This is a genomic window from Subtercola endophyticus (genome assembly GCF_021044565.1).
Lineage (GTDB): Bacteria > Actinomycetota > Actinomycetes > Actinomycetales > Microbacteriaceae > Subtercola > Subtercola endophyticus.
This window is the reverse complement of record NZ_CP087997.1, coordinates 2,471,207-2,497,672: the sequence shown is the minus strand read 5'-3', so window position 1 is coordinate 2,497,672 and position 26,466 is coordinate 2,471,207. Positions and strand designations below refer to the sequence as shown.

Here is a 26,466-nt window from a genome sequence, read left to right as displayed (position 1 = left end):
GCTGAAGGGCGGCAGCCCAGGTAGTGCGGCAGCCTAGGCAGCCCGGAAGCGCAGCAGCCCGTGAGGCGCGGAGGTGTGGCAGCCCGAGCGGTGCAGCCTAGGAGGCGCGGCGGGCGCGAGCGGCGCGGCGCTTGAGTGCGCGGCGCTCGTCTTCGCTGAGGCCACCCCAGACGCCACTGTCTTGGCCGGTCTCGAGGGCGTATTGCAGACAGATCTCGGTGACCGAACAGCGCGCGCAGACGGCTTTCGCCTTGTCGATCTGGTCGACTGCGGGGCCGGTATTACCGACCGGAAAAAACAGTTCGGGGTCTGCGGTCAAGCATGCGGCTTTGTCGCGCCAGTCCATCGGGGGTACTCCTTGGTGTTGCGGGTGCTTCGGTCGGGCAGACCTCAGTTCGGGTTTGTTCGACCGCCTCTGCTTGACTGGGCATGTGTTCACGGTGAGCATGGGTGTACTCACTGTGACCGCAGCCCGACGAACGCACTCAGATGAACGCGTCAGCGTATAGACCAGCATTGGGTGCTTGGGATTAATCTCACGTCGCACCCCCACGACATTGTGAGCAACAATCGACCTCAAATATGGTCGCATACTGATACTGGCAAATCAAGGATTTTCTGAAGGTGCGTAGGTAATGGGCGAAGAAACAGATGCTGAGAATTCCGCGGAATATCGGGGTTCGGATGCCCGAGTGCGTCGCCCCGTGCTGCTGGTGCTGCTCTCGCTCCTGCTTCTGATCGAGGCCTTTGTCGTGCTGGCCGTCGGTGTCTGGCAGATCGGTCAGATGACCCAGGCGCCCACCGACACCTACCCCACCGCGATCGCGCTCATCGTTCTGGTGCTCGCCGCCGGGCTCTGGATTCTGTTCACCGCCATCGGAGCATTCCGCATGCGCCCCTGGGCCCGCGGCGCAGCGCTCACCTGGCAGGTGCTGCAGGCGATCGTTGCGATCTGCTGCTTTCAGGGCGTCTTCGCGACGCCCGACGACGGCTGGCCGCTCTTGATCGCCGCCCTCTTGGGTATCGGACTCCTGCTGTCGCCGCCGGTCGTCGCCGTCACTCGTCGCGACCTCTGACGTCAGGCACCGGACGCCCGGGCAGGGCTCAGGCGTCGATGCCGAGCTTCTTACGCAGCGACGCCACGTGGCCGGTCGCCTTCACGTTGTAGAGGGCGAGGCTGATGACGCCGTTCTCGTCGAGCACGAACGTCGAGCGCAGCACGCCGGTGACGATCTTGCCGTAGAGCGACTTCTCGCCGTAGGCCCCGTACGCCTTGTGCACCGTGAGGTCGACGTCGGAGAGCAGTGGAAAGTTCAGCGCCTGCTCCTCGGCGAACTTCACGAGAGCGGCGGGTGCGTCTTTCGAGATGCCGAGCACCTGGTAGCCGGCGCTCTTGAGGGAATTGATGTTGTCACGAAAGTCGCAGGCTTCCTTCGTGCATCCCGGGGTTCCCGCCGCCGGGTAGAAGTACACGACGACCTTCTGACCGAGGTAATCGTGCAGCGACACGGGTGAGCCGGTCGAGTCGTCGAGAGTGAAATCGGGCGCGACCGAGCCGGCCGTCAGTCGCTGCGAGGTGTCGGTCACGGGTGTCTCCTGACATGTCTGAATTCATCTGCAGGCCGGTTCGACCCGGCCTGTTCCTCATGCTAGTGTTTATCCTCGGCTCGGGTATTTCACCGGGTCCGCCATGCACCTCTAGCTCAATTGGCAGAGCAACTGACTCTTAATCAGTGGGTTCCGGGTTCAAGTCCCGGGGGGTGCACCACGTGATCAGGGGTTCCGCTCGCAGAGCTGAACCCCTGATGTGTTTCCACGACCGCTCGCCGGTGCGCCGAGGTGCTCATTACCGTACGGGAATCACGGCTCTAGCGATACCCGATCGGTAATCAGGTGTAAACTTATTACCGATCGGTAGTGAAGGGCGTGAGCATGAGATCGCTTCTCGAGAGGCCTGAAGACCTCGGTCGTTTCGTTCACCGCATCCGCACCGATGCGCGCATGACGCAGCGACAGCTCGCCGACGCATTGGGCACGAGCCAGCGCTACCTGTCAGAGCTCGAGGCAGGCAAGCCTAAGCGCATCGATGCGAACTATTTCGACGTTCTGCGCAAACTCGGCATCGAACTCTATGCCGAAACGGTCGCGAGCGATCCCGACGATCCCGGCAATGACTGATCAGCGCGAGTTGCCTGTGAGCCTGTTCGGCACCCACATCGGCGACCTCGAATCGCTGGGAGGCAAGGCGCTCTTGCGGTGGTCCGGAGATGCAGAAGAGCGGTGGGGCCTCAACTCGGCTGTACTCAGTCGCAACCTCCGAGTCTCACTCTCCAGCACCGAACAGACTGAGTCATTCTTCGGCGCGCTCTTGCCGGAAGGGCGGCACATCGAACGGCTTGCCAAAGATGCGAAAACGGTGAGCAGCGACCTGCTCGGCATTCTCGGCTTCGTCGGTGCAGACCTCGCCGGCGCGCTGAGCGTGGGTGATCCCCGCAGCCCGACGGAGCCCCAGACGTTGAGCATCGAAGAGGTCGCCGCGCTGCTCGAAAGTGCCTCTGGCTTTCTTGTCGGCGGTGGGGGATCGGCGCTGCCGGGCTTTCAGCGCAAACTCACGCTGACGCGCGATGGCACGAACTGGATTCGCGGCAACGGCACGGTGCCATCGACCCACATTCTCAAACCCGTCGACGTCGAATACCGGTCTTCTGTGGAGTCCGAACACTACGTGCTGCAGATCGCGCACAGGCTAGGACTCGCTCCGTTCGAGACCTGGGTAGAGAAGATCGGGTCGCACGAGGTACTTGTCATCGAACGGTACGACCGTCATCGCTCTTCGTCGGGCACGATCGAACGGCTGCATCAAGAAGATGCGGGGCAAGCCCTCGGGTTGCCGTGGGGTGCCAACGACAAATTCGAACGGCACAATTCCGCCGCGAATCTTCGAGCCGTCGCCGGCCTGCTCGACACCAATCGTTCCGTCATCGATCCAGCCCGGTACGGCGACCGGCTGAAGCTCTTGCGCTACACGGTGCTGAATGTCGCGGCCGGAAACACCGATGCTCATGCTAAGAACTTCTCTCTGCTTCACAATGACTCCGGCCGCACGCTGCTCGCGCCGTTTTATGACGCGGCACCGCTGGCCCTCGATTTCTCGCTGAGCACCGCGCTCTCAATGAAGATCAACGGGGTGTCTCAACTACCCGACATCACCGTGGACGACCTCGTCGCCGAATCGGAAGGCTGGGGAGTCCCCGCGGATCGATCGACAGAGACGATCGCACGCACGCTCGACGAGATCATCGAGGCAACTCGAAAGATTCGTGCCCATACCTCGATTGAAAAGCACGTACCCGGATATATTCGCGGGCAGGCGCAGAATCTCAACGCGGGCAAACGTGCACGAATCTCTTCTGCTATTCCGCTCATGGCGCTACCACGCCTAGGCACTCCCGACACTCTCGCCGAGCAAGCGGGCAGCTGACCACGGGCCCAGCCGCGCTGCCACGAGCGCACTGCAGGCCAATCCCCGACGACCTGCGCGAAACGCCTGCGTTCTCGTCACGCGGGCACGGGCAATGATGCTATTCTGCTCACCGGTGAACGAGCCGAGTCGCGACCGAAACGCGCTCGTTCGTTCGGCCCAGAAGTGTTATTCAGTGCACCATCCACCGGTCAAAGGAGACCGATATGACGCAATCCGAAATCTCTCAGTCCACTGATCCGCACGCCGTCGGCAAGCGCATCTTCACGGCGACGGGCCTCTCTGTTCTCACCGTCGTGACCGGCATTCTCGTCGTGGTCGCTGTCGCCCACTGACGGCTTGCTGCGCCGGATGCCCGTGAGGGCGCTATAGGGTCGAGGCATGTCTTCGGCCTCCGATCCGGCGCCCCGTGCGCACGGCGTCGGCGGCACCACAGAGGAACTGCGGCGCAGCAATCTCGCGCGCATCCTGGGCCTGGTGCACCGTGACGGGGACCTGTCGCGTGCCGAGTTGACCCGGTTGACCGGGCTGAACCGCTCGACTATCGGCGGGCTGGTCGGCGAGCTGCGCGAGCTCGGATTGGTCTTCGAGAGCATGCCCGATGCCGGAGCCAAGAACCGCGCGGGGCGGCCGAGCCCCATCGTGCACGCCTCGCCCAACGTCGCGGCGATCGCGGTGAACCCCGAGGTCGACGCCATCTATGTGGGACTCGTCGCGCTCGGCGGGCACGTGCTGCGCCGCGTGCGCGTGGAGCTCGCGGGGTCGCCGAGTTCGCACGAAGTCGTCGAGATGGCGCGCGCCGCCATCGCCGGCCTTCTCGCGTGGTCGCAGACCGACATCCGGGTGGTCGGTATCGGCCTCGCGATTCCCGGCCTGGTGCGCAGCGCCGACGGCCAAGTGCGCAGCGCCGACCACCTCGGCTGGATCGATGAGCCGCTCACTGAGATGATGGCCGAGGCCAGCGGCTACCGAACCGTCGCCGCCAACGCAGCACAGCTCGGCATGCGCGCCGAAAGCGTCTTCGGCGCTGGGCGGGGCGTGGATGATCTGGTCTACCTCATCGGCGGCTCGAGCGGCATCGGCGGCGGCGTCGTCACGGGCGGGCAACTGCTTTCGGGTGCCGAGGGCTACGCGTCGGAGTTCGGGCACACCTTCGTCGCCACCGGGGGAGCCCTCTGCACCTGCGGCGCGCGCGGGTGCTTCGAGGCGGAGGTGACGCAGGCGGCGCTGCTCGAGAGCGTCGGGCTGCAGGCCGAGCAGGCCGATCAGCTGCCCCTGGCGCTCGCCCGGGCATCCGCGAGCCCCGCAGCAGACCCGGGCGGTCGTGTCGAACGGCTCGTTGCACGCGACCGGGAACTCGTGCGCATCGCGGTCAAGAACGCCGTGAACCTGTTCAATCCGAGCATGGTGATCGTGGGCGGGTTTCTGGCGGCGCTGTACGCGCAACCGAACGCTGACATCGACGAGATGGCGGGCGATGCCATTTCGGCCTCGCGCGAGTTGTTGCAGATCACGCCGGCAGCCCTCGGCCCCGACCAGCTGTTGGTGGGCGCTGCAGAGCTGGTCTTCTCCGAGTTATTGATCGATCCGGCCGCGATTCTCGGCGTGTAACCGCTCTCATTTGCGGCGTGTCGCCGATTGTTTTGGTAACGAACTAATCTCGATCCGATTATCCGTACGGCTCTGCTCGTCAATATTTGCGCGGATCTCCGCCGTTTTGCCAACCTCCACCTCCCTCGACATCGAAAATTGCGACTTGCATTCGGGCGCACTCATTGCGTATGTTGTGGATGTCAACAAACGGCATCGGAGTGGCTGCCCCCATAAGCACCTGCAGCATCCACTCCTCTACAAGGAGGTATTTGATGCGCAAGAGACTTCTCGCGACGGGCGCCATTCTGGCGGCCAGCGCACTGCTGCTCGCGGGCTGCTCCGGCAGCTCGAGCGGCTCTGACAGCAGCAGCGCTGCTGTGAACACCAGCCCCGACGGCAAGGGCCAGACCCTCACCCTCTGGGACTACGAAGACGACACCAGCGCCATGGGCATCGCCTGGAACGCGGCCATCAAAGAGTTCGAAAAAGAGACCGGCGCGACCGTGAACTTCGAGGCGAAGAGCTTCGAGGGCATCCGCTCGACCGCCAGCCAGGTGCTGAATTCGGATGCCGCACCCGACATTCTCGAATACAACAAGGGCAACGCCACCGCCGGTCTGCTCGCCAGCCAGGGTCTGCTCACGAACCTCGACCCTGCCGTCGCCGCATACGGCTGGGACAAGAAACTCGCCCCGTCGCTGCAGACCACGGCGAAGTACGACGACAAGGGCATCATGGGCTCGGGAAGCTATTACGGCATTCCGAACTACGGTGAGTTCGTCGACGTCTACTACAACAAAGACATGTTCGCGAAGTACAACCTCGCGGTGCCGACCACGTTCGACGAGTTCCAGAACGCCCTGGCGACGTTCAAGGCGAACGGCATCACGCCGCTGGCCGAATCGGCTGCGGAGTACCCGCTCGGCCAGCTGTTCTACCAGCTCGCGCTGAGCAACGCCACGCGCCAGTGGGTCACCGACTACCAGACCTACACCGGCACGGTCGACTTTCACGACGCTGACTTCACCTTCGCGGCGAACACCATCAAAGACTGGGTCGACAAGGGCTACATCTCCAGCAGCGTCACCGGAATGAAGGCCGAAGACGCCGGAACCGCGTTCGAAGCCGGCACCAACCCGATCTTCTACTCTGGTTCGTGGTGGTACGGCCGGTTCGTGAACGAGATCAAGGACTTCCAGTGGTCGTCGTTCCTGTTCCCGGGTTCCACCATGGCACCGGGCTCGAGCGGAAACCTCTGGGTCGTGCCGGAGAACTCGAAGAACAAAGACCTCGCGTACAAGTTCATCGACATCACCATGAGCGCGCCGATCCAGGCTCTCATCGGCAACAACGGCGGTATTCCGGTGGCGGCGAACGCGTCGGACATCACCGACCCGAAGAGCAAGGAGCTGATCGCGAACTTCACCACGCTCACCGATCGTGACGGCATCGCGTTCTACCCCGACTGGCCCACCCCGACCTTCTACGACCAGCTCAACGCCGGTCTGCAGGAGCTCGTGAACGGCTCGAAGAGCCCCACCGACTTCCTCACCGAAATCGGCGGCGAGTACCAAGACGGGGTCGACACCATCACCAAGGGTTAAGACCCGACAGACGGGGCCGGGCGAGAGCGCCCGGCCCCGATCATCCACTGCGAAAGAAGGTCGAGCCATGGCGACACTCACTGCCCCCGGCGCATCCGCCACGGGCAAACCGCCGCGCCCAAAGAAGCCGCGCGTCTACGAAGAGTCGCTGCTGCCCAACGCTGGGCGCAGCAAGGCGGGGTTCTGGCTCTACCTGATTCCGGGATTCGTACTGTTGACGGTCATCGTCATCGTGCCCCTGATCTGGAACGTGTACCTCAGCTTCACCTCGTACCGCGGTATCAAGCCGCCCAAGTTCATCGGGCTCGACAACTGGGTCGAGCTGATGGGCGATGCCAAGTTCTGGACCAGCTTCGGCAACAGCATCGCCATGATTCTGGCGATGGTCGTCATTCCGACTCTGGTCGGTCTGGTTCTGGCTGCAATGCTGTTCGACCTCATCGGCAAGAAGTTCGGCGGCCGGCTCGCCAGCTTCTTGCGCGCAACGTACTACCTGCCGCAGATTCTGCCTGCGGCCATCGCCGCCGTCGTCATCGGCTGGATTCTGCGCCCCGACAACGGCGCCCTCAACGAGATCCTCACCAACATCGGGCTGGGCGGCCTGGCGCACAACTGGCTGGGCAGCCCCGACACGGCGCTGCTGAGCATCATGGGCGTCATGGTCTGGGTGCAGATCGGCTACCCCGTGGTCATCTTCATGGCCGCGCTGCAACGCGTCGACCCCGAGCTGTACGAGGCGGCAGAACTCGACGGGGCGAACTGGTTCCAGCGGTTCCGCTCGATCACCGTCACGATCATCCGGCCCGAGATCTTCGTGGTCACCCTGACCAGTACGATCGCCGCGCTGAAGGTGTTCGGCCCGATCTACACGCTGACCCGCGGCGGGCCCGGAACGGCCACCATCGTGCCCAGCTACTACTCCTACAGCGAGTTCTTTCAGAGCCAGCAGGTCGGGTACGGCGCGACGATCGCCACGGCGCTCACCATTGTGATCATCATCGTGTCGATCTTTTTCATCAAGGCCCAGAACCGGGCCGAACGAGCGGAAATGGATCGCTGATGGCCACCATCGCTAACGACCGGCGCGCGGGCCGCAACCAGCCCCCCGCGTCGCGCACCGACAATCCGGCCGTCAACTTCGTGCCGCGCAAGAAGAAGTCCAAGCGCAAGGCCAGCGACTGGGTGCTGCTCGGCGCAGCCATCGTGGTCGGCATCGCCATCGCGGTGCCGTTCTACCTCATCATCATCAACTCGTTCAAGTCGCCCGCAGACTACGCCACCGGTGGCCCGCTGCAGTGGCCGACCGCCTTGAACTTCGACGGCATCGTCAACTTCTGGAACCGGGTCAACTTTCCGCAGAAGCTCTGGAACTCCTTCTTCATCTCCGGCCTCGTGGCGATCTTCGCCGTCGTGGTCTCGGTGCTGAACGCCTACGCCATCGGCATCGGGCGTGTGCGCGGCCGCACCTGGATCGTCGTGCTGTTCTTGCTCGCCAACGTGCTGCCGCAAGAAGCCTTGCTGTACCCGCTCTACTTCATGTTCAAGCAGGTGGGCCTGTACGACAACGTGTGGTCGGTGATCATCATCTTCACGGTCATCCAGAGCGCCTTCGGCACCTACCTGCTGTCGAGCGTGTACGGCACGTTCCCGAAAGAGATCCTCGAGGCGGCGTCGCTCGACGGCGCCAGCCGCTGGCAGATTCTGTGGCGCGTGATCGTGCCGATCAGCCGGCCCACGCTCGCCGTGATTCTCATCTTCTTCTTCATCTGGACGTGGAACGAGTTCCTCATTCCGCTGACCTTCCTGGTCAGCAACGCGAACCAGACCGTTCCGGTGGCCATCGCCGTGTTGCAGGGCGACCGCTTGATGGATGTCACGACCACCAGTGCTTCAGCGCTGCTCGGGCTCATTCCCACGTTGGTCTTCTTCCTCATCTTCCAGCGCACGCTGACCCGCGGCATCACTGCCGGCGCCGTCAAGTAGCTGCGCTTTCTCCCTCTTTTTGTAAGGATCTTCATGAAGTTCACCGACGGTTTCTGGCAGATGCGCCCGGGGGTCACCGCCCTCTACGCGCAAGAGGCCTACGACCTCGAACAGCACGAGAACTCTCTCGTGGTCTCGGCGCCCACCAAGGTCATCCAGAGCCGCGGCGACACTCTCAATCGCCCGATGCTCACGGTGACGCTGAGCTCGCCGCTGCCCGACATCGTGGGCGTGAAGGTCGAGCACTTCCAGGGCGGCCTGCCCCAGTTCGGCTTCGATCTCGTCGGTGCCGAGCCCGGGCACGGCGAGGTGCGGGTGACGGATGCCCGGGGCTCCCTCACCTCGGGATCCCTCACTGCCACCGTGACGAAGGGGGCGCCGTTCTCCCTCGAATTCGAAGCCTCGGGGCGCGTACTCACCACGAGCGGAGCCAAGTCGCTCGCCACCGTCGAACTCAGCCACGATGCCCAGGTGAGCACCGGGCTCGTCAGCAACGCTCGCGCGTACGGGGCCGGTGCGGTCGAGCATCCACTCTCCTACACGCTCGCTCAGCTCTCGTTGGGCGTCGGCGAACTCGTCTACGGCCTCGGCGAACGATTCGGGCCCGTGGTGAAGAACGGCCAGGTCGTCGAGATCTGGAACGCCGACGGCGGTACGTCGAGCGAACAGGCCTACAAGAACATTCCGTTCTACCTCACGAACCGGGGCTACGGCGTGCTCGTGAACCACCCGGGGCACGTTTCGTACGAGATCGGCTCTGAATCCGTTGAGCGGGTGCAGTTCTCGGTGCCGGGCGAAGCACTCGAGTACTTCGTCATCTACGGCGACACCCCCAAAGACATTCTCGAGCGCTACACGGCGCTCACCGGGCGCCCGGCACACGTTCCGGCCTGGTCGTACGGGCTCTGGCTCACCACCTCGTTCACCACGAGTTACGACGAAGAGACGGTGAACGGCTTCATCGACGCGATGGCCGAGCGCGATCTGCCGCTCAGCGTCTTTCACTTCGACTGCTTCTGGATGCGCGAGTTCAACTGGAGCGACTTCGAGTGGGACAAGCGCGTCTTTCCCGACCCTGAAGCCATGCTCACGCGCCTGCACGAGAAGAACCTGCACGTCTGCGTCTGGATCAACCCGTACATCGCCCAGCGCTCGGAGCTCTTCGCCGAGGGCAAGGCGCTCGGCTACCTCGTGAAGCGGCCCGATGGCAGCGTGTGGCAGTGGGATCTCTGGCAGGCCGGAATGGGGCTCGTCGACTTCACGAACCCAGACGCTACCGAGTGGTACAAGTCGAAGTTGCGCGTACTGCTCGATCAAGGCGTCGACGCGTTCAAGACCGACTTCGGCGAACGCATCCCCACCGAGGTCGACTACTTCGACGGCTCGGCGCCCGAGCGCATGCACAATTACTACACGCACCTCTACAATCAGGCCGTGTTCGAGGTGCTCGAAGAGGCGCGCGGCGTGGGTGACGCGGTGCTGTTCGCGCGGTCGGCGACCGCCGGTGGTCAGCAATTGCCGGTGCACTGGGGTGGGGATTCCACCTCCACCTACGACTCGATGGCCGAAACGTTGCGCGGCGGATTGTCGCTCGCGTTCAGCGGATTCGGCTTCTGGAGCCACGACATCGGCGGCTTCGAAGGCACCCCCGACGCGGGCGTGTTCAAACGCTGGACCGCCTTCGGCCTGCTTTCGTCGCACAGCCGCTTTCACGGCTCGGACTCGTACCGCGTGCCGTGGGTCTTCGACGAGGAGGCGGTCGACGTGACTCGCCTGTTCACGAAACTGAAGCTGTCGCTGATGCCGTATCTGTATGCCGCCGGTCTCACGGCCACGGCTCTCGGGGTGCCGGTTCTGCGGCCGGTGCAAATGGAGTTTCCGGATGATCGGGGTGCCGCCTACCTCGACGCGCAATACATGTTGGGTTCCGACCTTCTGGTCGCGCCCGTTTTCGCCGCCGACGGGTGCGTATCGTTCTACCTTCCGGCAGGCCGCTGGACCAACTATTTCAGCGGCGAGGTGGTGGCAGGCGGGGTCTGGCGCACCGAACAGCACGGCTACCTCTCGGTGCCGCTCTACGTGCGTGAGGGCGCCGTGCTGCCGATTGGCGGCCGCACCGATCGGCCCGATTACGACTATCTCGACGGCCTCACGCTCGCCGTGTACCCGGGCACGCCGGGCACACGGGTTGTGACGGTGACGAATCCCGATGGGAGTTCTGCACAGTTCACGGTGACGCGCAGTTCTGCACAGGTGGAGGTCTCCTCCTCGGTGCCGAGCGGCTGGAGCGTTAGGGTCGTAGACCAAGACGAGACAATCTCGGCGACAGACGGAAAGGCAGTGTTCTCCCTGTGAGCGACAGCACCACCACACTCAGTACCGACTCCACCCCTGCGGTTGGCGTTCAGGGCAGCCCCGATTACCGCGACGGTGGCCTCGAATTCCCCGCCGACTTCGTGTTCGGCTCGGCCACTGCGTCGTACCAGATCGAGGGTGCGGTGCACGAAGACGGTCGCGGGCCGTCGATCTGGGACACGTTCAGTCACACTCCCGGCGCCATCTGGAACGACGACAACGGCGACGTCGCCGACGACCACTACCACCGGCTTGACGAAGACCTCGACCTGATGAAGACGCTGAACCTGCAGGCCTATCGGTTCTCTATCGCGTGGCCGCGCATCCAGCCCACCGGCCGTGGCCCTGCGAACCAGGCCGGGCTCGCCTTCTACTCCCGCCTGATCGACGGGCTCATCTCGCGCGGAATACGCCCGGTGGCGACGCTCTACCACTGGGACCTGCCGCAGGCGCTCGAAGACGAGGGCGGTTGGGCCGCGCGTTCGACCGCCGAGGCGTTCGGCGAGTACGCGCGCATCGTGGGGGAGGCGTTCGGCGACCGCATCCACACCTGGACCACGTTGAACGAGCCCTGGTGCTCGGCGTATCTCGGCTACGGCTCGGGTGCGCACGCCCCGGGCATGACCGACCCGCTGAAAGCGCTGCGCGCGGTGCATCACCTGAACCTCGCGCACGGGCTCGCCATTCAGGCGCTGCGCGGCGTCGTGACGAACGACCCCGAGTACTCGGTGACGCTGAACCTGCACGTCGTGCGGGGCGAAAGTGCCGACGCTGCCGACGCCGTGCGGCAGATCGACGCGTTGGGCAACCGCGCGTTCACCGGGCCCATGCTGAAGGGCGCCTACCCCGCTGATCTGCTGGCCGACACGGCCGAGATCACGGACTGGTCGTTCGTTCTCGACGGCGATCTCGCAATCATCCACCAGCCGCTCGACGTGCTCGGTGTGAACTACTACTCGACCAACCTCGTGCGCATCTGGGATGGCGTGAGCCCGCGGCAGAACGCCGACGGGCACAAAGACGTCGGCGGGTCGCCGTGGCCCGGCGCGTCTCGCGTGGAGTTCTTGGTGCAGCCAGGGCCGTACACCGAGATGGGCTGGAACATCGAGCCGGCGGGGCTCGAAGAACTGCTGCTCTCGCTGCGCGACGAGTTTCCGGCTCAGCCGCTCATGATCACCGAGAACGGTGCGGCGTTCGACGACAGTGTGAGCCTTGCGGGCGACGTGCCCGCGGTGCACGACGCAGATCGGGTCGACTACCTGCGACGCCACCTCACGGCGGCCCATCGGGCGCTCGAGCAGGGTGTTGATCTGCGCGGTTACTTCGTCTGGTCGCTGATGGACAACTTCGAGTGGGGCTACGGGTACTCGAAGCGCTTCGGAATCGTTCGCGTCGACTACGACACCCTCGAGCGGCTGCCGAAAGACAGCGCGCACTGGTACGCCCAGCTGGCCTCGACCAACCGACTCCCCGCCTGACGTGCGCAACGTTCGCGCTGCGCGGTTTGCCAAGTCCGCAAGGCCCCGTGTGTAACGTTTGTAACCCAAATGGGTGCAAATTGCACATTTTCACGTAAAATCTCACGGTGGCCTTTCTGAATGACTTGGCACGGCGCGGCCAGCGTGCCGTGCGGGCGGTTCCCCGCGGTGTTCCGCTGGTAGCCGCCTTCGTCGTGGCCGCGGGCGGAACCGCCGCACTGTGCGGTGTCGCGCTCGAGCGCACGGCTCCGCACGCCACCTCGGCCCCCATCTCGATCTCTTCGCTGCAGACGCCGACTGCGAAGCCGACACCGGCTCCGGCTCCGTCGGCTCCCGCCGGGCCGTTGCCAGTGACTGTCGTGACGCCTACGCCGTCGCCGTCGAGCGACCCTTCCGAGGCTTCCGGTTCCTCCTCCGACGACTCGTCGTCTGACGGTTCCGATTCCGGGTCGTATTACTACAGTGACGACAGTTCGTCGGGCGGTGATTCGAGCGGCTCCGATTCGTCGAGTTCAGATGGCAGCTCGCCCGTCGCGGCAGACCCTGCGCCACCGGCCGTCGATCCGGCTGCACCGGTTGATCCCGCGCCGCCGGTCGATTCGAGCAGTCCGGATCCGTCGAGCCCCGACCCGTCGAGTCCCGATCCGTCGAGCCCGGATCCGTCCAGCCCTGACCCCTCGAGCCCCGATCCCAGTAGCCCCGATCCGTCGAGCCCGGATCCGAGCAGTCCCGATCCGTCGAGCCCGGATCCCACCAGCCCTGACCCCACCAGCCCCGACCCCAGCAGCCCCGACCCGGTGCCGTCCGACGCTCCTTCGCCACAGGTCGTCATCGTCTCGTCGGCGCTTCCCGACCCGACTGCCTCCTAGGGCGTCTCTCCACAGCTCAGCACACCGAGCGTTCATGCACATGTCGGCGGTCATTCCCGGGCGCGCAGGGCTCGGTGATCTAGGGTGAGCACATGAGTCAATCGATCAGCACACTCGTCATTCTCGGCGCGAGTGGCGACCTTTCTGCACGCCTTCTGCTGCCCGGTCTCGCGCAGCTTCTCACCTCGGAGCCGGAGCGCACCCTCACCTTGATCGGCGCAGGCAGCGAGGCCTGGGACGACGCGAAATGGCACGAGGTGATCACCAGTTCGTTCGCCGAAGTGAACGCCTCGGGTGAGACGGTTGCGGGCATCCTGAGCGGATCGCACTATTTTCAGGCCGACGTGACGAAGCCCGAAGATCTGCAGAAGATTCTCGATGCCTGCGAGGGCACCCCGGCCATCTACTTCGCGCTGCCGCCCGCGGTTGCGGCAAAGGCGTGCGCGGCGCTGCAAGACGTGAAGTACCCCGAGGGTCTGACTCTCGCGCTCGAGAAGCCGTTCGGCACCGACGAGCAGAGCGCCATCGACCTCAATGCGCTGCTGCTGAAGCTCGTGCCCGAAGAGCAGATTCACCGCGTCGACCACTTTCTGGGCCGATCGACCGTGCTCAACCTGCTCGGTCTGCGCTTCGCCAACCGCATCTTCGAGCCGGTGTGGAACGCCGAGCACATCGAGAAGATCGAGATCATCTACGACGAGCAACTGGCTCTCGAGGGCCGTGCGCGCTATTACGACACCGCGGGTGCCCTCGTCGACATGATCCAGAGCCACCTGCTGCAGGTGATGGCCGTCGTGGCCATGGAGCCGCCATCGACCCTGCGCTCGCACGACCTGCGCGACGCCAAACAACTCGTCTTGCGCGCGACGCGGGTCTGGCAGGGTGATGCCATCGCCGGCAGCCGTCGGGCACGCTACGGTGCGGGTGAGGTGCAGGGTCGACAGCTTCCGTCGTATGTCGATGAGCCGGGCGTCGACCCGAAGCGCGAGACAGAGACGCTCGCCGAGGTCACCTTCGAGGTGAACACCTGGCGCTGGGCAGGCATCCCGTTCACGCTGCGGTCGGGCAAGGCTCTGGCCGAGCGACGCCGCGAGATCGTCATCACCTTCCGCCCGGCGCGGCAGCTGCCGGTCGGGCTCAAGGGGCACAACGACCCCACGGTTCTCCGCGTCTTCCTCGCGCCTGACGAGATGTCGCTCGAGATCAACATCAACGGCCCTGGCGACCCCTACGAGCTCGAGCGCATCAGCCTCGACGCGCACTTCGGCGACGGGCAACTGCTGGCGTACCGAGAGGTGCTCGCGGGCATCCTCGACGGCGACTCCTCGCTGTCGGTGCGCGGCGACTCAGCCGTCGAGGGGTGGCGCATCGTGGCCCCCATCGTCAAGGCGTGGCACGACGACGAGGTTCCCATCGACACCTACCGCGCCGGCAGCGAAGGCCCCACCCTCTGGCCCCGCATCTGACGCCCTTCCGCCCAGCACCCCGCCCCCGCCGCTCCCGCCGCGGTCAAAACAGCGGAGCATTCGAGGGTGTGGCGGCTATAGGTCGCCTCCCTCTCGAATGCTCCGCCGTTTTCGTGCCGACTGGCGGCAAGACGCGAACGCCCGAGGCGAGCGCCGCGGATGCCCAGCCGCGGTCAGGCAAGACCGGGTGGGCGCGGGGCCACCGGACGAGAGACGAGTCAGTACAGGCCGCCGTGCGCGGAATGCGTCACGACGCGGCCGTGCACCACCGTGATCGGCACGTTCTTGTCGGTCGACACGGTCGTTCCTGGCACGAAATCAACCGACTGCGAAGCGGCGCTTGAGTTCCCTTCGATGAAGCAGGTTGCGCCGTAGATCGTGCGTGAGACGTGCGCAATGAATGTCGCGGTCGACGTGGCGGCGTCGGAAGACAACAGGAATGGAGAGAATGGAGGGTACCCGTTGCATGTCACGGTCAGTGTGATCGCACTGGGTGTGGACACACTCGTGAGATCTACTTCGAGCCCGGCATATTCATTTGTGTACTGGGTCGCAGGCATCGCAAAGGTCATGATCGGCTGCGTATTCACTGTCGGAGCGGCGATGGCGCTGGCAGGTAGCGCGATAGCCGCAGAGACCGCAAGTCCAGCGGCAATCGCAAGGGATTTGTGGCGAGTTGAAAATACGTTTGACATGGTCAGCCTCTCTAAACACGGAGTGTGTACGCATGAGAGACCACTTCTACGGCCATGTATTACGCGAGTTCACCAAATCCGTCGGATCACAGCGGAAATTGAGACTCCGCGGCCGTTCGAGGCCGCCAACCCATGGGAGGTTAGGCGAGTTCTGCCTTGGTGTATTCGGAGGGCGCCTCGGCGTAGTTCGAGCGTGACGAGGCTTCGGCCGAGGTGATTTCGGCCCGGGCGAATTCAGCGACGGCGGCGGTAGCGAAGTCCGCATCGACGAACGCAGCTGAAACCTCTGCGGGCTGCTCCGGATGGGTGATCGGGCGCAGTTCGGTCACGGCGTCGGCGAGTTCGCGCGGCACCGGCACGGCGTCGATCGGCGCCAGCGAGACCGGCGCAGGCACCGGCGCTGCACCGAGCGAACCCGTGAGCGTCACCGCCTTGTGCTCCACGAGGCTCGAAACGATGTTGTGGGCGACCGACGACGCCAGAACGGTGTGAAAGATGTCGTCGGTGTCACTCGCCGCGCGATGGGTGATCGCGTACGAACCGAGCGGCCCGAAGTTGCTCAGCAGCGTCTGGTTGACGAGGTCGTACAGCCGCTCGGCGCTCACCGTGTTCTCGCGCTCTGCCTTCGCCTTACGCCGCCAACCGATCATCGTCTGCACCTCTCGCCGCTGATGAAGCCACACTGGTAAGTACAGTGTGCGTCACCGGGCCGAATCCGGCAGGCACCACGCCGCGCTGATCAGCGATTTAAGCGCGGTCAGGCGTCACGACGGGTCACGAGTTCTCGGAGAGCTCCCGCGCGTCACGGTCGTCTTGCAGCACACTGCCGACGGCCAGCGCGATGGTCAGGCCCCAGCTGACCCACATGAGAAGCAGCCGCCAGTCGCGCGGCCCCTTGCGGGTGGTCTGGATGACCGCGAATCCGCTCGCGACCGCGCCGATGATGCTCGAGTTCAAGATGTATTTGCGCATGGGGTCACTTTCCGTTTTGTTCTACGTTAAGGCATCGTGCCCGCTGCTCGAAGGGGGTGTTGCGGCGGCTCACGGTGCGGCAGACTGTGCAGCCTCGCGGGCATCCTTCGTTGCCTTCTTCTCGGCCTTGTGCACCTTCTTGTCGGCCTTCTTCTGCTTGCGCTTCTTCAGCGCCTTCGGCTTCTTCTCCCACGCGCTCTGCCGACCGAACGCCAGCGTCTCAGTGAGCAGGGCGAGCCGTTCGTCTTCGGACTTGGCCTTTCGGGTGTTCACTTCGGCGACGACGCTGCCCGACCATCCGCTGCTCGACAGATACTCGAGCACCTCGGCGACCGGCTGGCCGCCGTACCCCGGCAGCAAGTGCTCATCGAACACCCGGCCTTCGTCGAGCGAGCCCGATCCGTCGCAGAGATGAATGTGCCGAAGCCGGGGCCCGAGGGCACGGGCCATCTCGAGCGAATCACGCCCCGACAGCGCGGCGTGCGAGAAGTCGAGCGTCACGGCGTCGCAGTCCATCACGATCGGATCCCACCCGGGCGAGTACGCCTTGAGACTCGAGCCCTTGACCTTCCACGGAAACATGTTCTCGACCGCGATCTCGACACCCGAGGCGGTGCTCGTCTCGCGAACGATGCGCAAGAAGTTCTCGGCGTATTCGGCTTGCCAGCGAAAGGGCGGATGCACGACCACCGCTGTGGCCCCGACCGCCCGCGCCAGCTCGGCCGACTTCTCGAGCTTCACCTGCGGGTCTCTGCCCCACACGAAGTGCGTCAGCAGCAGCACCGGTGCATGAATAGACAGGATCGGCATCTGATACTTCGCCGACAGCGCCCGCAGCGCCTCGGGGGACTGCGTCACTTCGTCACGAGTGACCATGACTTCGACCCCGTCGTACCCGGCGAGCTGTGCATGCCGAAAACCCTCTTCGACCTCCAGCGGATAGACGCACGACGTGCTCATGCCTACACGAATCATCTGCCTGAGCGTAGCGGCGTTACCTGAACGCGGGGTAGAGACAACGTAACCAACGCGCGTTCAGGCGCGGCTGATACCGTGGAGCGCATGTACGCCTTCGTCGTCGTTTCCAACAGGTTGCCCGTCGACAAGGTCATCGATGCCGATGGTTCCGAGTCCTGGCGGGCATCACCCGGCGGGCTCGTCACCGCCCTCGAGCCGGTGATGCGTGCGAGCGACGGAGCCTGGGTCGGCTGGGCGGGGGTCGCCGGCGACCACTCCGAACCGTTCGAACACGACGGCATCTCGATCGTGCCGGTCACGCTCTCTGCCGAAGACGTCGAGCTGTACTACGAGGGCTTTTCGAACGACACGCTCTGGCCGCTCTACCACGATGTGATCGCGCCGCCTACGTACCACCGCGACTGGTGGGACTCCTACGTCGTCGTGAATCAACGGTTCGCCGACGCGGCCGCGGCGGTGGCGGCCGACGGAGCCACCGTCTGGGTGCAGGACTACCAGCTGCAGCTCGTTCCGAAGATGCTGCGCGAGATGCGACCCGACCTCGTGATCGGCTTCTTCAACCATATTCCGTTTCCGGCATACGGCATCTTCTCGCAACTGCCCTGGCGCACACAGATCGTGGAGGGCCTGCTCGGCGCCGATGTCATCGGGTTTCAGCGCACGGCCGACGCGGGCAACTTCAGCAGAGCGGTGCGCCGCTTGCTCGGTTACACGACGAAGGGCACCAGCATCGAGGTGCCGATCGAAGACGCCGCCGAAGTGCAGGGCAATCCGCTGCGTGCCAAGGTCTCCCGTCGCGGGCATCAGGTGCGTACCGTCACGGCGCGCGCCTTTCCGATCTCGATCGACGCGGCCAGCTTCGAAGAGCTCGCCCGCCGCCCCGACATCCAGGCCCGTGCTCACGAGATCAGAAACGAGCTGGGTGACCCCGACATCGTCATGCTGGGCGTCGACCGACTCGATTACACCAAGGGCATCGGGCACCGGCTGAAGGCGTACGGCGAGCTGCTTGCCGAGGAGAAGATCAGCGTCGCCGACGCCAGCCTCGTTCAGGTCGCGAGCCCGAGCCGTGAACGCGTGCAGACGTACATGACCCTGCGTGACGAGATCGAACTCACTGTCGGCCGCATCAACGGCGACTTCAGTACGATCAGCCACACCGCCATCAGTTACCTGCACCAGGGCCGGCCGCGCGAAGAGATGGTGGCGCTGTACCTCGCCGCCGACGTGATGCTGGTCACCGCGCTGCGTGACGGCATGAACCTCGTCGCCAAGGAGTACGTCGCCACGCGTTTCGACAATGACGGAGTACTCGTGCTCAGCGAGTTCGCCGGCGCGGCCGACGAACTGCGTACGGCGTTGCTCGTGAACCCGCACGACATCGAGGGCCTCAAAGAGGCGATCATGCGGGCGATCCAGATGCCGCGGCACGAGCGTGCTCGGCGCATGCGTGCGCTGCGCAAGCGGGTCAAGGAGTACGACGTCGCCCGCTGGTCGAAGTCGTTTCTGCAAGCGTTGGCCGAGCAGACCCTGATGCAGAGCACGTTGGAGGCCGCGGAGGCGGCGGGCGAGACCGAGGGTGGCGGGCCCGCAGAAGCGGCTGCCGAGACCGAGGGCGGCGGGCCCGCAGAAGCGGCAGAAGCGGCGGCCGAACGCGACGGCAACGACGGAGACCCGGAGTAGTGAGCGACACCTCCCTCGTCGACAAGCTCACCCTGCTGGCCCGTGAGGCGCGACTGCTCGTCGCCCTCGACTTCGACGGCACTCTGGCTCTCGAAGTGGATGATCCCGCCCACGCTCGCGCCCTGCCCGAAGCCCGGGCGGCGGTGCTCAAGCTGCTCGAGCTACCCGACACTCGGGTCGCGCTCATTTCGGGGCGGGCCATGGCGAGCCTGCAGCACGTCGCCGACGTACCGGATTCGGTGCTGCTGGTGGGATCGCACGGGGTCGAGTTTCGGCTCGACAGCCCGGCGACCGTGGACCTCGACGACGCGGAGCTCGAGCGGGTCGAAGCGCTCCGCACCGTGCTCGAAGACGTTGCGGCCGGGCTCGATCACGTCTGGGTCGAGTCGAAGCCGGCCGGGTTCGCCCTGCACACCCGGCTCGCCACCGAAGAAGACAGCCGTATCGCACACCTGCAAGCGCTCAGCGAGACCCGTGCCGCGATCGCCGGACTCACCGTGCGGGAGGGCAAGAACGTCATCGAGTTCTCCGTGCGCAGCGCCACGAAGGGCGAGGCGCTGCTGCACCTCAAGCAGTACACCCGGGCCACCGCCGTCTTCTACGCCGGCGACGACGTCACCGACGAAGACGCCTTCGCGGTGTTAGGCCCGCACGACGTCGGCCTCAAGAGCGGCCCCAGCACGACCATCGCCGAGTTCCGCGTCGCCGACCCCCGCGAGGTCGCCGGCGTGCTGGCCCTTCTCGCCTCCCTGCGCGCCTAACTCCCTGCCTCCTCGTTCCCGAGCCCTCGACTTTTCGAAAAGGCCCCGATAACCGCGAATTCAGGGCACATTTCGACAAGTCGATTGAGATGACGGGAAGGCGCGAGAGCAGGCGCGGTCAGGAGATCTTCACGAGATTGCGACCCGCCGACTTGGCTACGTAGAGGGCGCTGTCGGCGGCGCGCATCAGGGCGTCGAGCGAGGAGTCCGAGCTTGATCCCGACGCGGAGCCCGAACCGGAACCCGAATCCGAACCGGAACCGGAACCAGCCCCGGAGCCCGAGCCCGAGCCGCCGCCGCCCGAAGCCGCGCCCCGAGCATCCGCCGCGCTCTGCAGCGCACCGCCCACGCTGACCGTCGTCGGGGGAGTCGTCGACAGTTCCGCTATCGCCAACCGAAGCCGCTCGGCGACAGCGTGCAGTTCGGCCTTGCCCTGCACGATGGTGAACACCGAGAACTCGTCGCCGCCGACCCGCACGCAGAGGTCGCTGTTACGAGTGGCTTTGATGAGGGCATCCGCTGTGACCTTGAGCACATCGTCGCCCACCAGGTGGCCATACGAGTCGTTGACCTGCTTGAAGTGGTCGAGGTCGAGCACCAGGCAGCCGAGCTGCTGGTTGGTGCGTTCGGCCAGCGCGCTCATCAGCGGCACGTTCAACTCCATGCTGCGCCGGTTGGCCAGGCCGGTCAGCGCGTCGGCAAGCGACAGAGCCACCGCCTCGTCGCGCGCGGCCTGCAGCGACTGCCGTAGCACGAGCACCACCAGAATCGTGATGGTCATCAGCGCCACGAAAATGATCGACGCCACCAGGGGAATGGATGATCGCAGCACGATCACCAGCACCCCGAGCACCGTGCACGCAATACTGAATCCCACCACCATGCGCATGTACAGAAACGCCGAGGCTGCCACCGCGATGCCGAGAAAAACGAATGCGCTGATCGTGCCGATAGCGGAGGGCTGAATGGTCACACCGATCAGGGTCGTCAGGGCCATCGTCAGCACCATCACGCGCAGCGTGAAATAGCCGGTCGCCCGTTTCGTGAAGCGGGCGACCACCCACACTCCCACGCCCGCTATCGCCCCGAGCACGACGACCGCGCGAGCCCAATCGGGGTTGAAATCGGCGGCGATGGCCAGGATCAGCAGCGAGAGCGATCCGGGCAGCGAGATGAGCTGCAACGACAGCGAGCGCAACTGCTTAGGCGTGCGATGCGCAAACGGCCTCATCGGCATGCAATACCCCCTTTTGGGGATGATACCCGAGAGGCGCCCGTCGAGGCGACGAACGTCGCTGAAGGGTGGGTCGTTCGTTCTAGACTCGTAACATGCCCGAAATAGACATGAAGCCGCGCTCGCGCGTTGTCACCGACGGAATCGAAGCCACCACCTCGCGCGGAATGCTGCGCGCGGTGGGCATGGGCGACGCCGACTGGGACAAGCCGCAGATCGGCATTGCGAGCTCATGGAACGAGATCACCCCCTGCAACCTGTCGCTCGACCGCCTCGCGCAGGCGTCGAAAGAGGGGGTGCACTCCGGCGGCGGTTACCCCCTGCAGTTCGGCACCATTTCGGTCAGCGACGGCATCTCCATGGGTCACGAGGGCATGCACTTCTCGCTGGTATCGCGTGAGGTCATCGCCGACTCGGTCGAGACCGTCATGCAGGCCGAGCGCCTCGACGGCTCGGTGCTGCTCGCCGGCTGCGACAAGTCGCTGCCCGGCATGCTCATGGCAGCGGCCCGCCTCGACCTGGCCAGCGTCTTTCTGTACGCCGGATCGATTGCGCCGGGCTGGGTGAAGCTCAGCGACGGCACCGAGAAAGACATCACCATCATCGACTCGTTCGAGGCCGTCGGCGGCGTGAAGGCCGGCACGATGAGCGAGGCCGACGCCAAGCGCATCGAGTGCGCCTTCGCTCCGGGCGAGGGTGCCTGCGGCGGCATGTACACGGCCAACACCATGGCGAGTGTCGCCGAAGCACTCGGAATGAGCCTGCCCGGCAGTGCATCCCCCGCCAGCGCCGACCGCCGCCGCGACTACTACGCGCACCGTTCGGGCGAGGCCGTGGTCAACATGCTGCGCCTGGGCATCACCACCCGCGACATCCTCACCAAAGACGCGTTCGAGAACGCCATCGCCGTCGCCATGGCGCTGGGCGGCTCGACGAACGTCATCCTGCACCTGCTCGCCATCGCCTATGAGGCAGAGGTCGAGCTGACCATCGACGACTTCAACCGCATCGGCGACCAGATTCCGCACCTCGCCGACATGAAGCCGTTCGGCAAGTACGTGATGAACGACCTCGACCGCCACGGCGGCCTTCCCGTGCTCATGAAGGCGCTGCTGGATGCCGGGCTGCTGCACGGCGATGCGCTCACCGTCACGGGCAAGACCCTCGCCGAGAACCTCGCCGCGCTCGACATTCCCGAGCTCGACGGCAACGTCTTGCGCAAGCTGGACAACCCCATCCACCCCACCGGCGGCCTCACCGTGCTGAAGGGCTCGCTCGCACCCGAGGGCGGCGTAGTGAAGACGGCTGGCTTCGACGCATCGGTGTTCGAGGGCCCGGCAAAGGTGTTCGAGCGCGAACGCGGCGCGATGGATGCCCTGACCAACGGTGAGATCAAGCACGGCGACGTGGTGATCATCCGTTACGAGGGGCCCAAGGGCGGCCCCGGCATGCGTGAAATGCTCGCCATCACCGCCGCCATCAAGGGCGCAGGCCTCGGTAAAGATGTACTACTATTGACCGACGGACGATTCTCGGGCGGCACAACCGGCCTCTGCATCGGCCACATAGCACCCGAAGCAGTCGACGCAGGTCCGATTGCCTTCGTGCGCGATGGTGATCTAATACGGGTCGATATCGCAGCTCGCTCGCTTGACCTACTTGTCGAGCCTTCTGAGCTTGCAGCCCGCCGTGACGGCTGGGCTCCGCTTCCTCCGCGCTATACCCGTGGCGTTCTGGCTAAATACTCCAAGCTCGTGCATTCAGCTGCTGTTGGCGCGATCACCGGGTAGCGGCCTCACCAGGTTGCCGATGGCGGCGTTCCCCGAGGTTCTCGGGCCGCACCGACCACAGGCAACACCTCGCTAGCTAATTTTTAGGATCACTTCTTATGTCCACGGAATCAATCCCCGTGCCGTCTGCCAGTCGCGCCCCCGCGCGGCCGAGCGCGGTGAACGCGGAGCCCGAGATTCTCAACGGTTCTGCCGCCATTCTGCGCTCTCTCGAGAAGCTGGGCGTCACCGACGTCTTCGGCCTCCCGGGCGGCGCCATCATGCCGTTCTACGACGAGCTCATGTCGCAGTCGGCCATTCGCCACATTCTGGTGCGCCACGAACAGGGTGCCGGTCACGCTGCCGAGGGGTACGCATCATCCACTGGCCGCGTCGGGGTGGCCATCGCCACCTCGGGCCCCGGTGCGACGAACCTCGTCACCGCCATCGCCGACGCGTACATGGACTCGGTGCCGCTGCTGTGCATCACCGGCCAGGTTTTCTCGACGCTCATGGGAACCGACGCGTTCCAAGAGGTCGATATCTCGGGCATCACGATGCCCATCACGAAGCACTCCTTTCTCGTCACGCGCCCCGAAGACGTGCCCGCGACCATCGCCGCTGCGTACCACATCGCTTCGACCGGCCGCCCAGGCCCGGTTCTGGTCGATGTGACGAAAGACGCCCAGCAGGCGTTCGCGCCGTTCATCTGGCCGCCGAAGGTCGACCTGCCCGGCTACCGCCCCGTCATCAAGGCGCACGGCAAGCAGATTCAGGCCGCCGCGGCGCTGCTCGCCGAGGCGAAGCGCCCGGTGTTCTACGTCGGTGGGGGAGTGGTACGGGCATCCGCAGCCGCCGAACTGCTGAAGCTGGCCGAACTGACGGGCGTGCCCGTGGTCACCACGCTGATGGCGCGCGGCGTGTTTCCCGACTCGCACCCGCAGATGCTCGGGATGCCCGGAATGCACGGCACCGTACCCGCCGTTCTCGCGCTGCAAGAGAGTGACCTGCTCGTTTCGCTCGGTGCCCGGTTCGACGACCGCGTGACCGGAAAGGTGAGCGAGTTCGCGCCCGACGCGAAGATCGTACACGTCGACATCGACCCGGCCGAGATCTCGAAGATCCGCGTGGCCGACGTTCCCATCGTGGGTGACGCCCGCGAGGTGATCGTCGACCTCACGGCTGCGTACGCAGCTCTCATCACCGGGCCCGATGCCGGGCCGAAGCCCGACATCTCCGAGTGGTGGACTCGACTCGAAGAACTCAAGGCCGAATACCCGCTCGGCTACACCGAGCCCGACGACGGGTTGCTCTCGCCGCAGTACGTCATCGAGCGCATCGGTCAGATCACCGGCCCCGAGGCGGTCTACGCCGCGGGTGTCGGCCAGCACCAGATGTGGGCCGCGCAGTTCATCAAGTACGAGCGCCCGAACGCCTGGCTGAACTCGGGCGGAGCCGGCACCATGGGCTACGGCGTGCCTGCCGCCATGGGTGCGAAAGTCGCGAACCCCGACCGCACGGTCTGGGCCATCGACGGCGACGGCTGCTTTCAGATGACCAACCAAGAGCTGGCCACCTGCACCATCAATAAGATTCCGATCAAGGTCGCCATCATCAACAACTCCTCGCTCGGCATGGTGCGCCAGTGGCAGACGCTGTTCTTCGACGGCCGGCACTCGTTCACCGACCTCAACACGGGAGACGGAACCATCATGATTCCCGACTTCGTGAAGATGGCCGACGCATATGGTGCGCTGGGCATCCGAGTGACCAAGAAAGAAGACGTGGATGCCGCGATCAAGCTGGCGAACGAAACGAACGACCGCCCCGTGGTCATCGACTTCGTCGTGAGCCCGCATGCCATGGTGTGGCCGATGGTTCCGCAGGGTGTGGGTAACTCAGAGGTGCAGTACGCCCGCGAGCACGCCCCCGAGTGGGATGCGGAGTAGACCATGAGCCACCACGTTCTCTCCCTGTTGGTCGAAGACAAACCCGGCCTCTTGACCCGTGTCGCCGGGCTCTTCGCCCGCCGCGGCTTCAACATCGAGTCGCTCGCCGTCGGTAAGAGCGAGATCGAGGGTCTCTCGCGCATCACCGTCGTGGTCGACGTCGAAGAGCTTCCGCTCGAGCAGGTCACCAAGCAGCTGAACAAGCTGATCAACGTGATCAAGATCGTCGAACTCGACCAGACCCAGTCGGTGCAGCGCGAACACCTGCTCGTGAAGGTGAAGGTCGACAACTCGACCCGCTCGCACGTGCTCGAGGCGGTCAACCTGTTCCGGGCGCGCGTCGTCGATGTGTCGACGGATGCTCTGGTGATCGAAGTGACCGGTGACACCGGTAAGACGAATGCGTTCTTGCGGGTCGTCGAGCCTTACGGCATCAAGGAACTGGCGCAGTCGGGGCTGCTGGCCATCGGGCGCGGCAGCAAGTCGATCACCGAGCGCGTTTACAAAAACTGACCACATACTTTCCATCCATCGCAACTAACAAGGAGCAAGAACTCAAGTGACTGAAATCTTCTATGACGCAGACGCCGATCTGTCGCTCATCCAGTCGAAAAAGGTAGCCGTCGTCGGTTACGGCTCGCAGGGTCACGCCCACGCGCTGAACCTGCGTGACTCCGGCGTCGAGGTCAAGGTCGCCCTGAAAGACGGGTCGAAGTCGATCGTCAAGGCGCAAGAGGCCGGCTTCGAGGTGCTCTCGGTCGCCGACGCCACCGCCTGGGCCGAAGTGATCGTCATCCTCGCTCCCGACCAGCACCAGCGCGGCATCTACGCCGCCGACATCGCGCCGAACCTCAAGCCGAACTCCACGCTCGTCTTCGGGCACGGCTTCAACATTCGCTTCGGCTACATCCAGGCGCCCGAGGGCACCGATGTGGTTCTCGTGGCTCCGAAGGGCCCGGGTCACACCGTGCGCCGCGAGTTCGAGGCCGGCCGTGGTGTTCCCGTGATCGTCGCGGTCGAAGAGGATGCCTCGGGCCAGGCCTGGGCGCTCGCCTGGTCGTACGCTCGTGCGATCGGCGGCCTTCGCGCCGGCGGCATCAAGACCACGTTCACCGAAGAGACCGAGACCGACCTGTTCGGCGAGCAGGCCGTGCTCTGCGGCGGAACCTCACAGCTCGTTCAGTACGGCTTCGAGGTGCTCACCGAGGCCGGCTACCAGCCGCAGATCGCCTACTTCGAGGTGCTGCATGAGCTCAAGCTCATCGTCGACCTCATGTGGGAGGGTGGCATCGCCAAGCAGCGCTGGAGCGTCTCCGACACCGCCGAGTACGGCGACTACGTTTCGGGTCCGCGCGTCATCACGCCCGACGTGAAAGAGAACATGAAGGCTGTTCTGGCCGACATTCAGTCGGGAGCCTTCGCGACCCGCTTCATCAACGATCAGGATGCGGGCGCTCCCGAGTTCCTCGCCCTGCGTGAGAAGGGTGCCCAGCACCCCATCGAAGAGACCGGCCGCGAGCTGCGCGCCCTCTTCGCCTGGAAGCAGACCGACGCCGACTACACCGAGGGCAGCGCTGCGCGCTGACCCCACCGCGT

At 64.9% G+C, this 26,466-nt stretch carries 25 protein-coding genes and 1 tRNA gene; 19 read left to right on the top strand and 7 right to left on the bottom strand.

Going from position 1 to position 26,466, the window contains the following annotated elements; all coding sequences use genetic code 11:
• Positions 1 to 97: 97 nt before the first annotated feature.
• Positions 98 to 346: a WhiB family transcriptional regulator gene (locus tag LQ955_RS11665; RefSeq protein WP_137835978.1), complete on the bottom strand. Its 249-nt coding sequence runs from the start codon at positions 344 to 346 to the stop codon at positions 98 to 100.
• Between the two features lie 289 nt (positions 347 to 635).
• Here LQ955_RS11665 and LQ955_RS11660 point away from each other — a divergent pair, with 289 nt between their 5' ends.
• A complete protein-coding gene (locus LQ955_RS11660; protein WP_231024708.1) occupies positions 636 to 1,076 on the top strand; it encodes a hypothetical protein in 441 nt (146 codons plus the stop codon).
• Positions 1,077 to 1,104: 28 nt separating this feature from the next.
• Here LQ955_RS11660 and bcp read toward each other — a convergent pair whose 3' ends face one another.
• Positions 1,105 to 1,587, bottom strand: a complete 483-nt coding sequence (gene bcp / locus LQ955_RS11655; RefSeq protein ID WP_231024707.1) for a thioredoxin-dependent thiol peroxidase — start codon at positions 1,585 to 1,587, stop codon at positions 1,105 to 1,107.
• Between the two features lie 105 nt (positions 1,588 to 1,692).
• Here bcp and LQ955_RS11650 point away from each other — a divergent pair.
• From LQ955_RS11650 to LQ955_RS11600, 12 genes are all read left to right on the top strand, one after another.
• Positions 1,693 to 1,768, top strand: a tRNA-Lys gene (locus LQ955_RS11650).
• Positions 1,769 to 1,932: 164 nt separating this feature from the next.
• The gene (locus LQ955_RS11645; protein WP_231024706.1) at positions 1,933 to 2,178 is read left to right on the top strand and encodes a helix-turn-helix domain-containing protein; all 246 of its coding nucleotides are present in this window, start codon (positions 1,933 to 1,935) and stop codon (positions 2,176 to 2,178) included.
• On the top strand, positions 2,171 to 3,481 hold the full coding sequence (locus LQ955_RS11640) for a HipA domain-containing protein (RefSeq protein ID WP_231024705.1): 1,311 nt from the start codon (positions 2,171 to 2,173) through the stop codon (positions 3,479 to 3,481). The genes LQ955_RS11645 and LQ955_RS11640 overlap by 8 nt, the downstream gene beginning before the upstream one ends.
• A gap of 206 nt (positions 3,482 to 3,687) precedes the next feature.
• Entirely contained in the window at positions 3,688 to 3,816 is a 129-nt protein-coding gene (locus LQ955_RS20020; RefSeq protein ID WP_255713574.1) for a hypothetical protein, read from the top strand.
• A gap of 46 nt (positions 3,817 to 3,862) precedes the next feature.
• Positions 3,863 to 5,092, top strand: coding sequence for an ROK family transcriptional regulator (locus LQ955_RS11635; protein WP_231024704.1), 1,230 nt, complete (start codon positions 3,863 to 3,865; stop codon positions 5,090 to 5,092).
• 254 nt (positions 5,093 to 5,346) lie between these two features.
• A complete protein-coding gene (locus LQ955_RS11630; protein WP_231024703.1) occupies positions 5,347 to 6,678 on the top strand; it encodes an ABC transporter substrate-binding protein in 1,332 nt (443 codons plus the stop codon).
• A gap of 67 nt (positions 6,679 to 6,745) precedes the next feature.
• Positions 6,746 to 7,738, top strand: a complete 993-nt coding sequence (locus LQ955_RS11625) for a carbohydrate ABC transporter permease (protein WP_231024702.1) — start codon at positions 6,746 to 6,748, stop codon at positions 7,736 to 7,738.
• Positions 7,738 to 8,661 carry a carbohydrate ABC transporter permease gene (locus LQ955_RS11620; protein ID WP_231024701.1) on the top strand — a complete coding sequence of 308 codons (924 nt, stop codon included), beginning with the start codon at positions 7,738 to 7,740 and terminating at the stop codon, positions 8,659 to 8,661. The genes LQ955_RS11625 and LQ955_RS11620 overlap by 1 nt, the downstream gene beginning before the upstream one ends.
• 33 nt (positions 8,662 to 8,694) lie before the next feature.
• Positions 8,695 to 11,016: an alpha-xylosidase gene (gene yicI, locus LQ955_RS11615; protein WP_231024700.1), complete on the top strand. Its 2,322-nt coding sequence runs from the start codon at positions 8,695 to 8,697 to the stop codon at positions 11,014 to 11,016.
• The gene (locus tag LQ955_RS11610) at positions 11,013 to 12,494 is read left to right on the top strand and encodes a GH1 family beta-glucosidase (RefSeq protein WP_231024699.1); all 1,482 of its coding nucleotides are present in this window, start codon (positions 11,013 to 11,015) and stop codon (positions 12,492 to 12,494) included. The genes yicI and LQ955_RS11610 overlap by 4 nt, the downstream gene beginning before the upstream one ends.
• A 107-nt stretch (positions 12,495 to 12,601) precedes the next feature.
• Positions 12,602 to 13,363 (top strand): hypothetical protein, encoded by a 762-nt coding sequence (locus LQ955_RS11605; protein ID WP_231024698.1) that lies wholly within the window; start codon positions 12,602 to 12,604, stop codon positions 13,361 to 13,363.
• Between the two features lie 92 nt (positions 13,364 to 13,455).
• Positions 13,456 to 14,829, top strand: a complete 1,374-nt coding sequence (locus LQ955_RS11600; protein ID WP_231024697.1) for a glucose-6-phosphate dehydrogenase — start codon at positions 13,456 to 13,458, stop codon at positions 14,827 to 14,829.
• 218 nt (positions 14,830 to 15,047) lie between these two features.
• Here the strand turns inward: LQ955_RS11600 and LQ955_RS11595 are convergent, their stop codons facing one another.
• From LQ955_RS11595 to LQ955_RS11580, 4 genes are all read right to left on the bottom strand, one after another.
• Positions 15,048 to 15,524 carry a hypothetical protein gene (locus tag LQ955_RS11595; protein ID WP_231024696.1) on the bottom strand — a complete coding sequence of 159 codons (477 nt, stop codon included), beginning with the start codon at positions 15,522 to 15,524 and terminating at the stop codon, positions 15,048 to 15,050.
• 140 nt (positions 15,525 to 15,664) lie between these two features.
• The gene (locus tag LQ955_RS11590) at positions 15,665 to 16,174 is read right to left on the bottom strand and encodes a hypothetical protein (RefSeq protein WP_231024695.1); all 510 of its coding nucleotides are present in this window, start codon (positions 16,172 to 16,174) and stop codon (positions 15,665 to 15,667) included.
• A 124-nt stretch (positions 16,175 to 16,298) separates the two neighbouring features.
• The gene (locus LQ955_RS11585) at positions 16,299 to 16,496 is read right to left on the bottom strand and encodes a hypothetical protein (RefSeq protein WP_231024694.1); all 198 of its coding nucleotides are present in this window, start codon (positions 16,494 to 16,496) and stop codon (positions 16,299 to 16,301) included.
• Positions 16,497 to 16,565: 69 nt separating this feature from the next.
• A complete protein-coding gene (locus LQ955_RS11580) occupies positions 16,566 to 17,471 on the bottom strand; it encodes a sugar phosphate isomerase/epimerase family protein (RefSeq protein ID WP_231024693.1) in 906 nt (301 codons plus the stop codon).
• A gap of 87 nt (positions 17,472 to 17,558) precedes the next feature.
• Here LQ955_RS11580 and otsA point away from each other — a divergent pair, with 87 nt between their 5' ends.
• Together otsA and otsB are read left to right on the top strand one after the other, a co-directional pair.
• A complete protein-coding gene (gene otsA / locus LQ955_RS11575) occupies positions 17,559 to 19,157 on the top strand; it encodes an alpha,alpha-trehalose-phosphate synthase (UDP-forming) (protein WP_231024692.1) in 1,599 nt (532 codons plus the stop codon).
• Entirely contained in the window at positions 19,157 to 19,918 is a 762-nt protein-coding gene (gene otsB, locus LQ955_RS11570; RefSeq protein WP_231024691.1) for a trehalose-phosphatase, read from the top strand. The genes otsA and otsB overlap by 1 nt, the downstream gene beginning before the upstream one ends.
• Before the next feature lie 118 nt (positions 19,919 to 20,036).
• Here the strand turns inward: otsB and LQ955_RS11565 are convergent, their stop codons facing one another.
• Positions 20,037 to 21,155 (bottom strand): GGDEF domain-containing protein, encoded by a 1,119-nt coding sequence (locus tag LQ955_RS11565; RefSeq protein ID WP_231024690.1) that lies wholly within the window; start codon positions 21,153 to 21,155, stop codon positions 20,037 to 20,039.
• A gap of 92 nt (positions 21,156 to 21,247) precedes the next feature.
• On the opposite strand from LQ955_RS11565, the gene ilvD reads away from it, so the two are divergent.
• The 4 genes from ilvD to ilvC all read left to right on the top strand — a co-directional run bounded on the left by ilvD (position 21,248) and on the right by ilvC (position 26,455).
• On the top strand, positions 21,248 to 22,942 hold the full coding sequence (gene ilvD / locus LQ955_RS11560) for a dihydroxy-acid dehydratase (protein ID WP_231024689.1): 1,695 nt from the start codon (positions 21,248 to 21,250) through the stop codon (positions 22,940 to 22,942).
• A gap of 98 nt (positions 22,943 to 23,040) precedes the next feature.
• A complete protein-coding gene (locus LQ955_RS11555; protein WP_231024688.1) occupies positions 23,041 to 24,870 on the top strand; it encodes an acetolactate synthase large subunit in 1,830 nt (609 codons plus the stop codon).
• 3 nt (positions 24,871 to 24,873) lie between these two features.
• Positions 24,874 to 25,383: an acetolactate synthase small subunit gene (ilvN, locus tag LQ955_RS11550; RefSeq protein WP_231024687.1), complete on the top strand. Its 510-nt coding sequence runs from the start codon at positions 24,874 to 24,876 to the stop codon at positions 25,381 to 25,383.
• Between the two features lie 46 nt (positions 25,384 to 25,429).
• Positions 25,430 to 26,455, top strand: coding sequence for a ketol-acid reductoisomerase (gene ilvC, locus LQ955_RS11545; protein ID WP_231024686.1), 1,026 nt, complete (start codon positions 25,430 to 25,432; stop codon positions 26,453 to 26,455).
• Positions 26,456 to 26,466 lie beyond the last annotated feature (11 nt).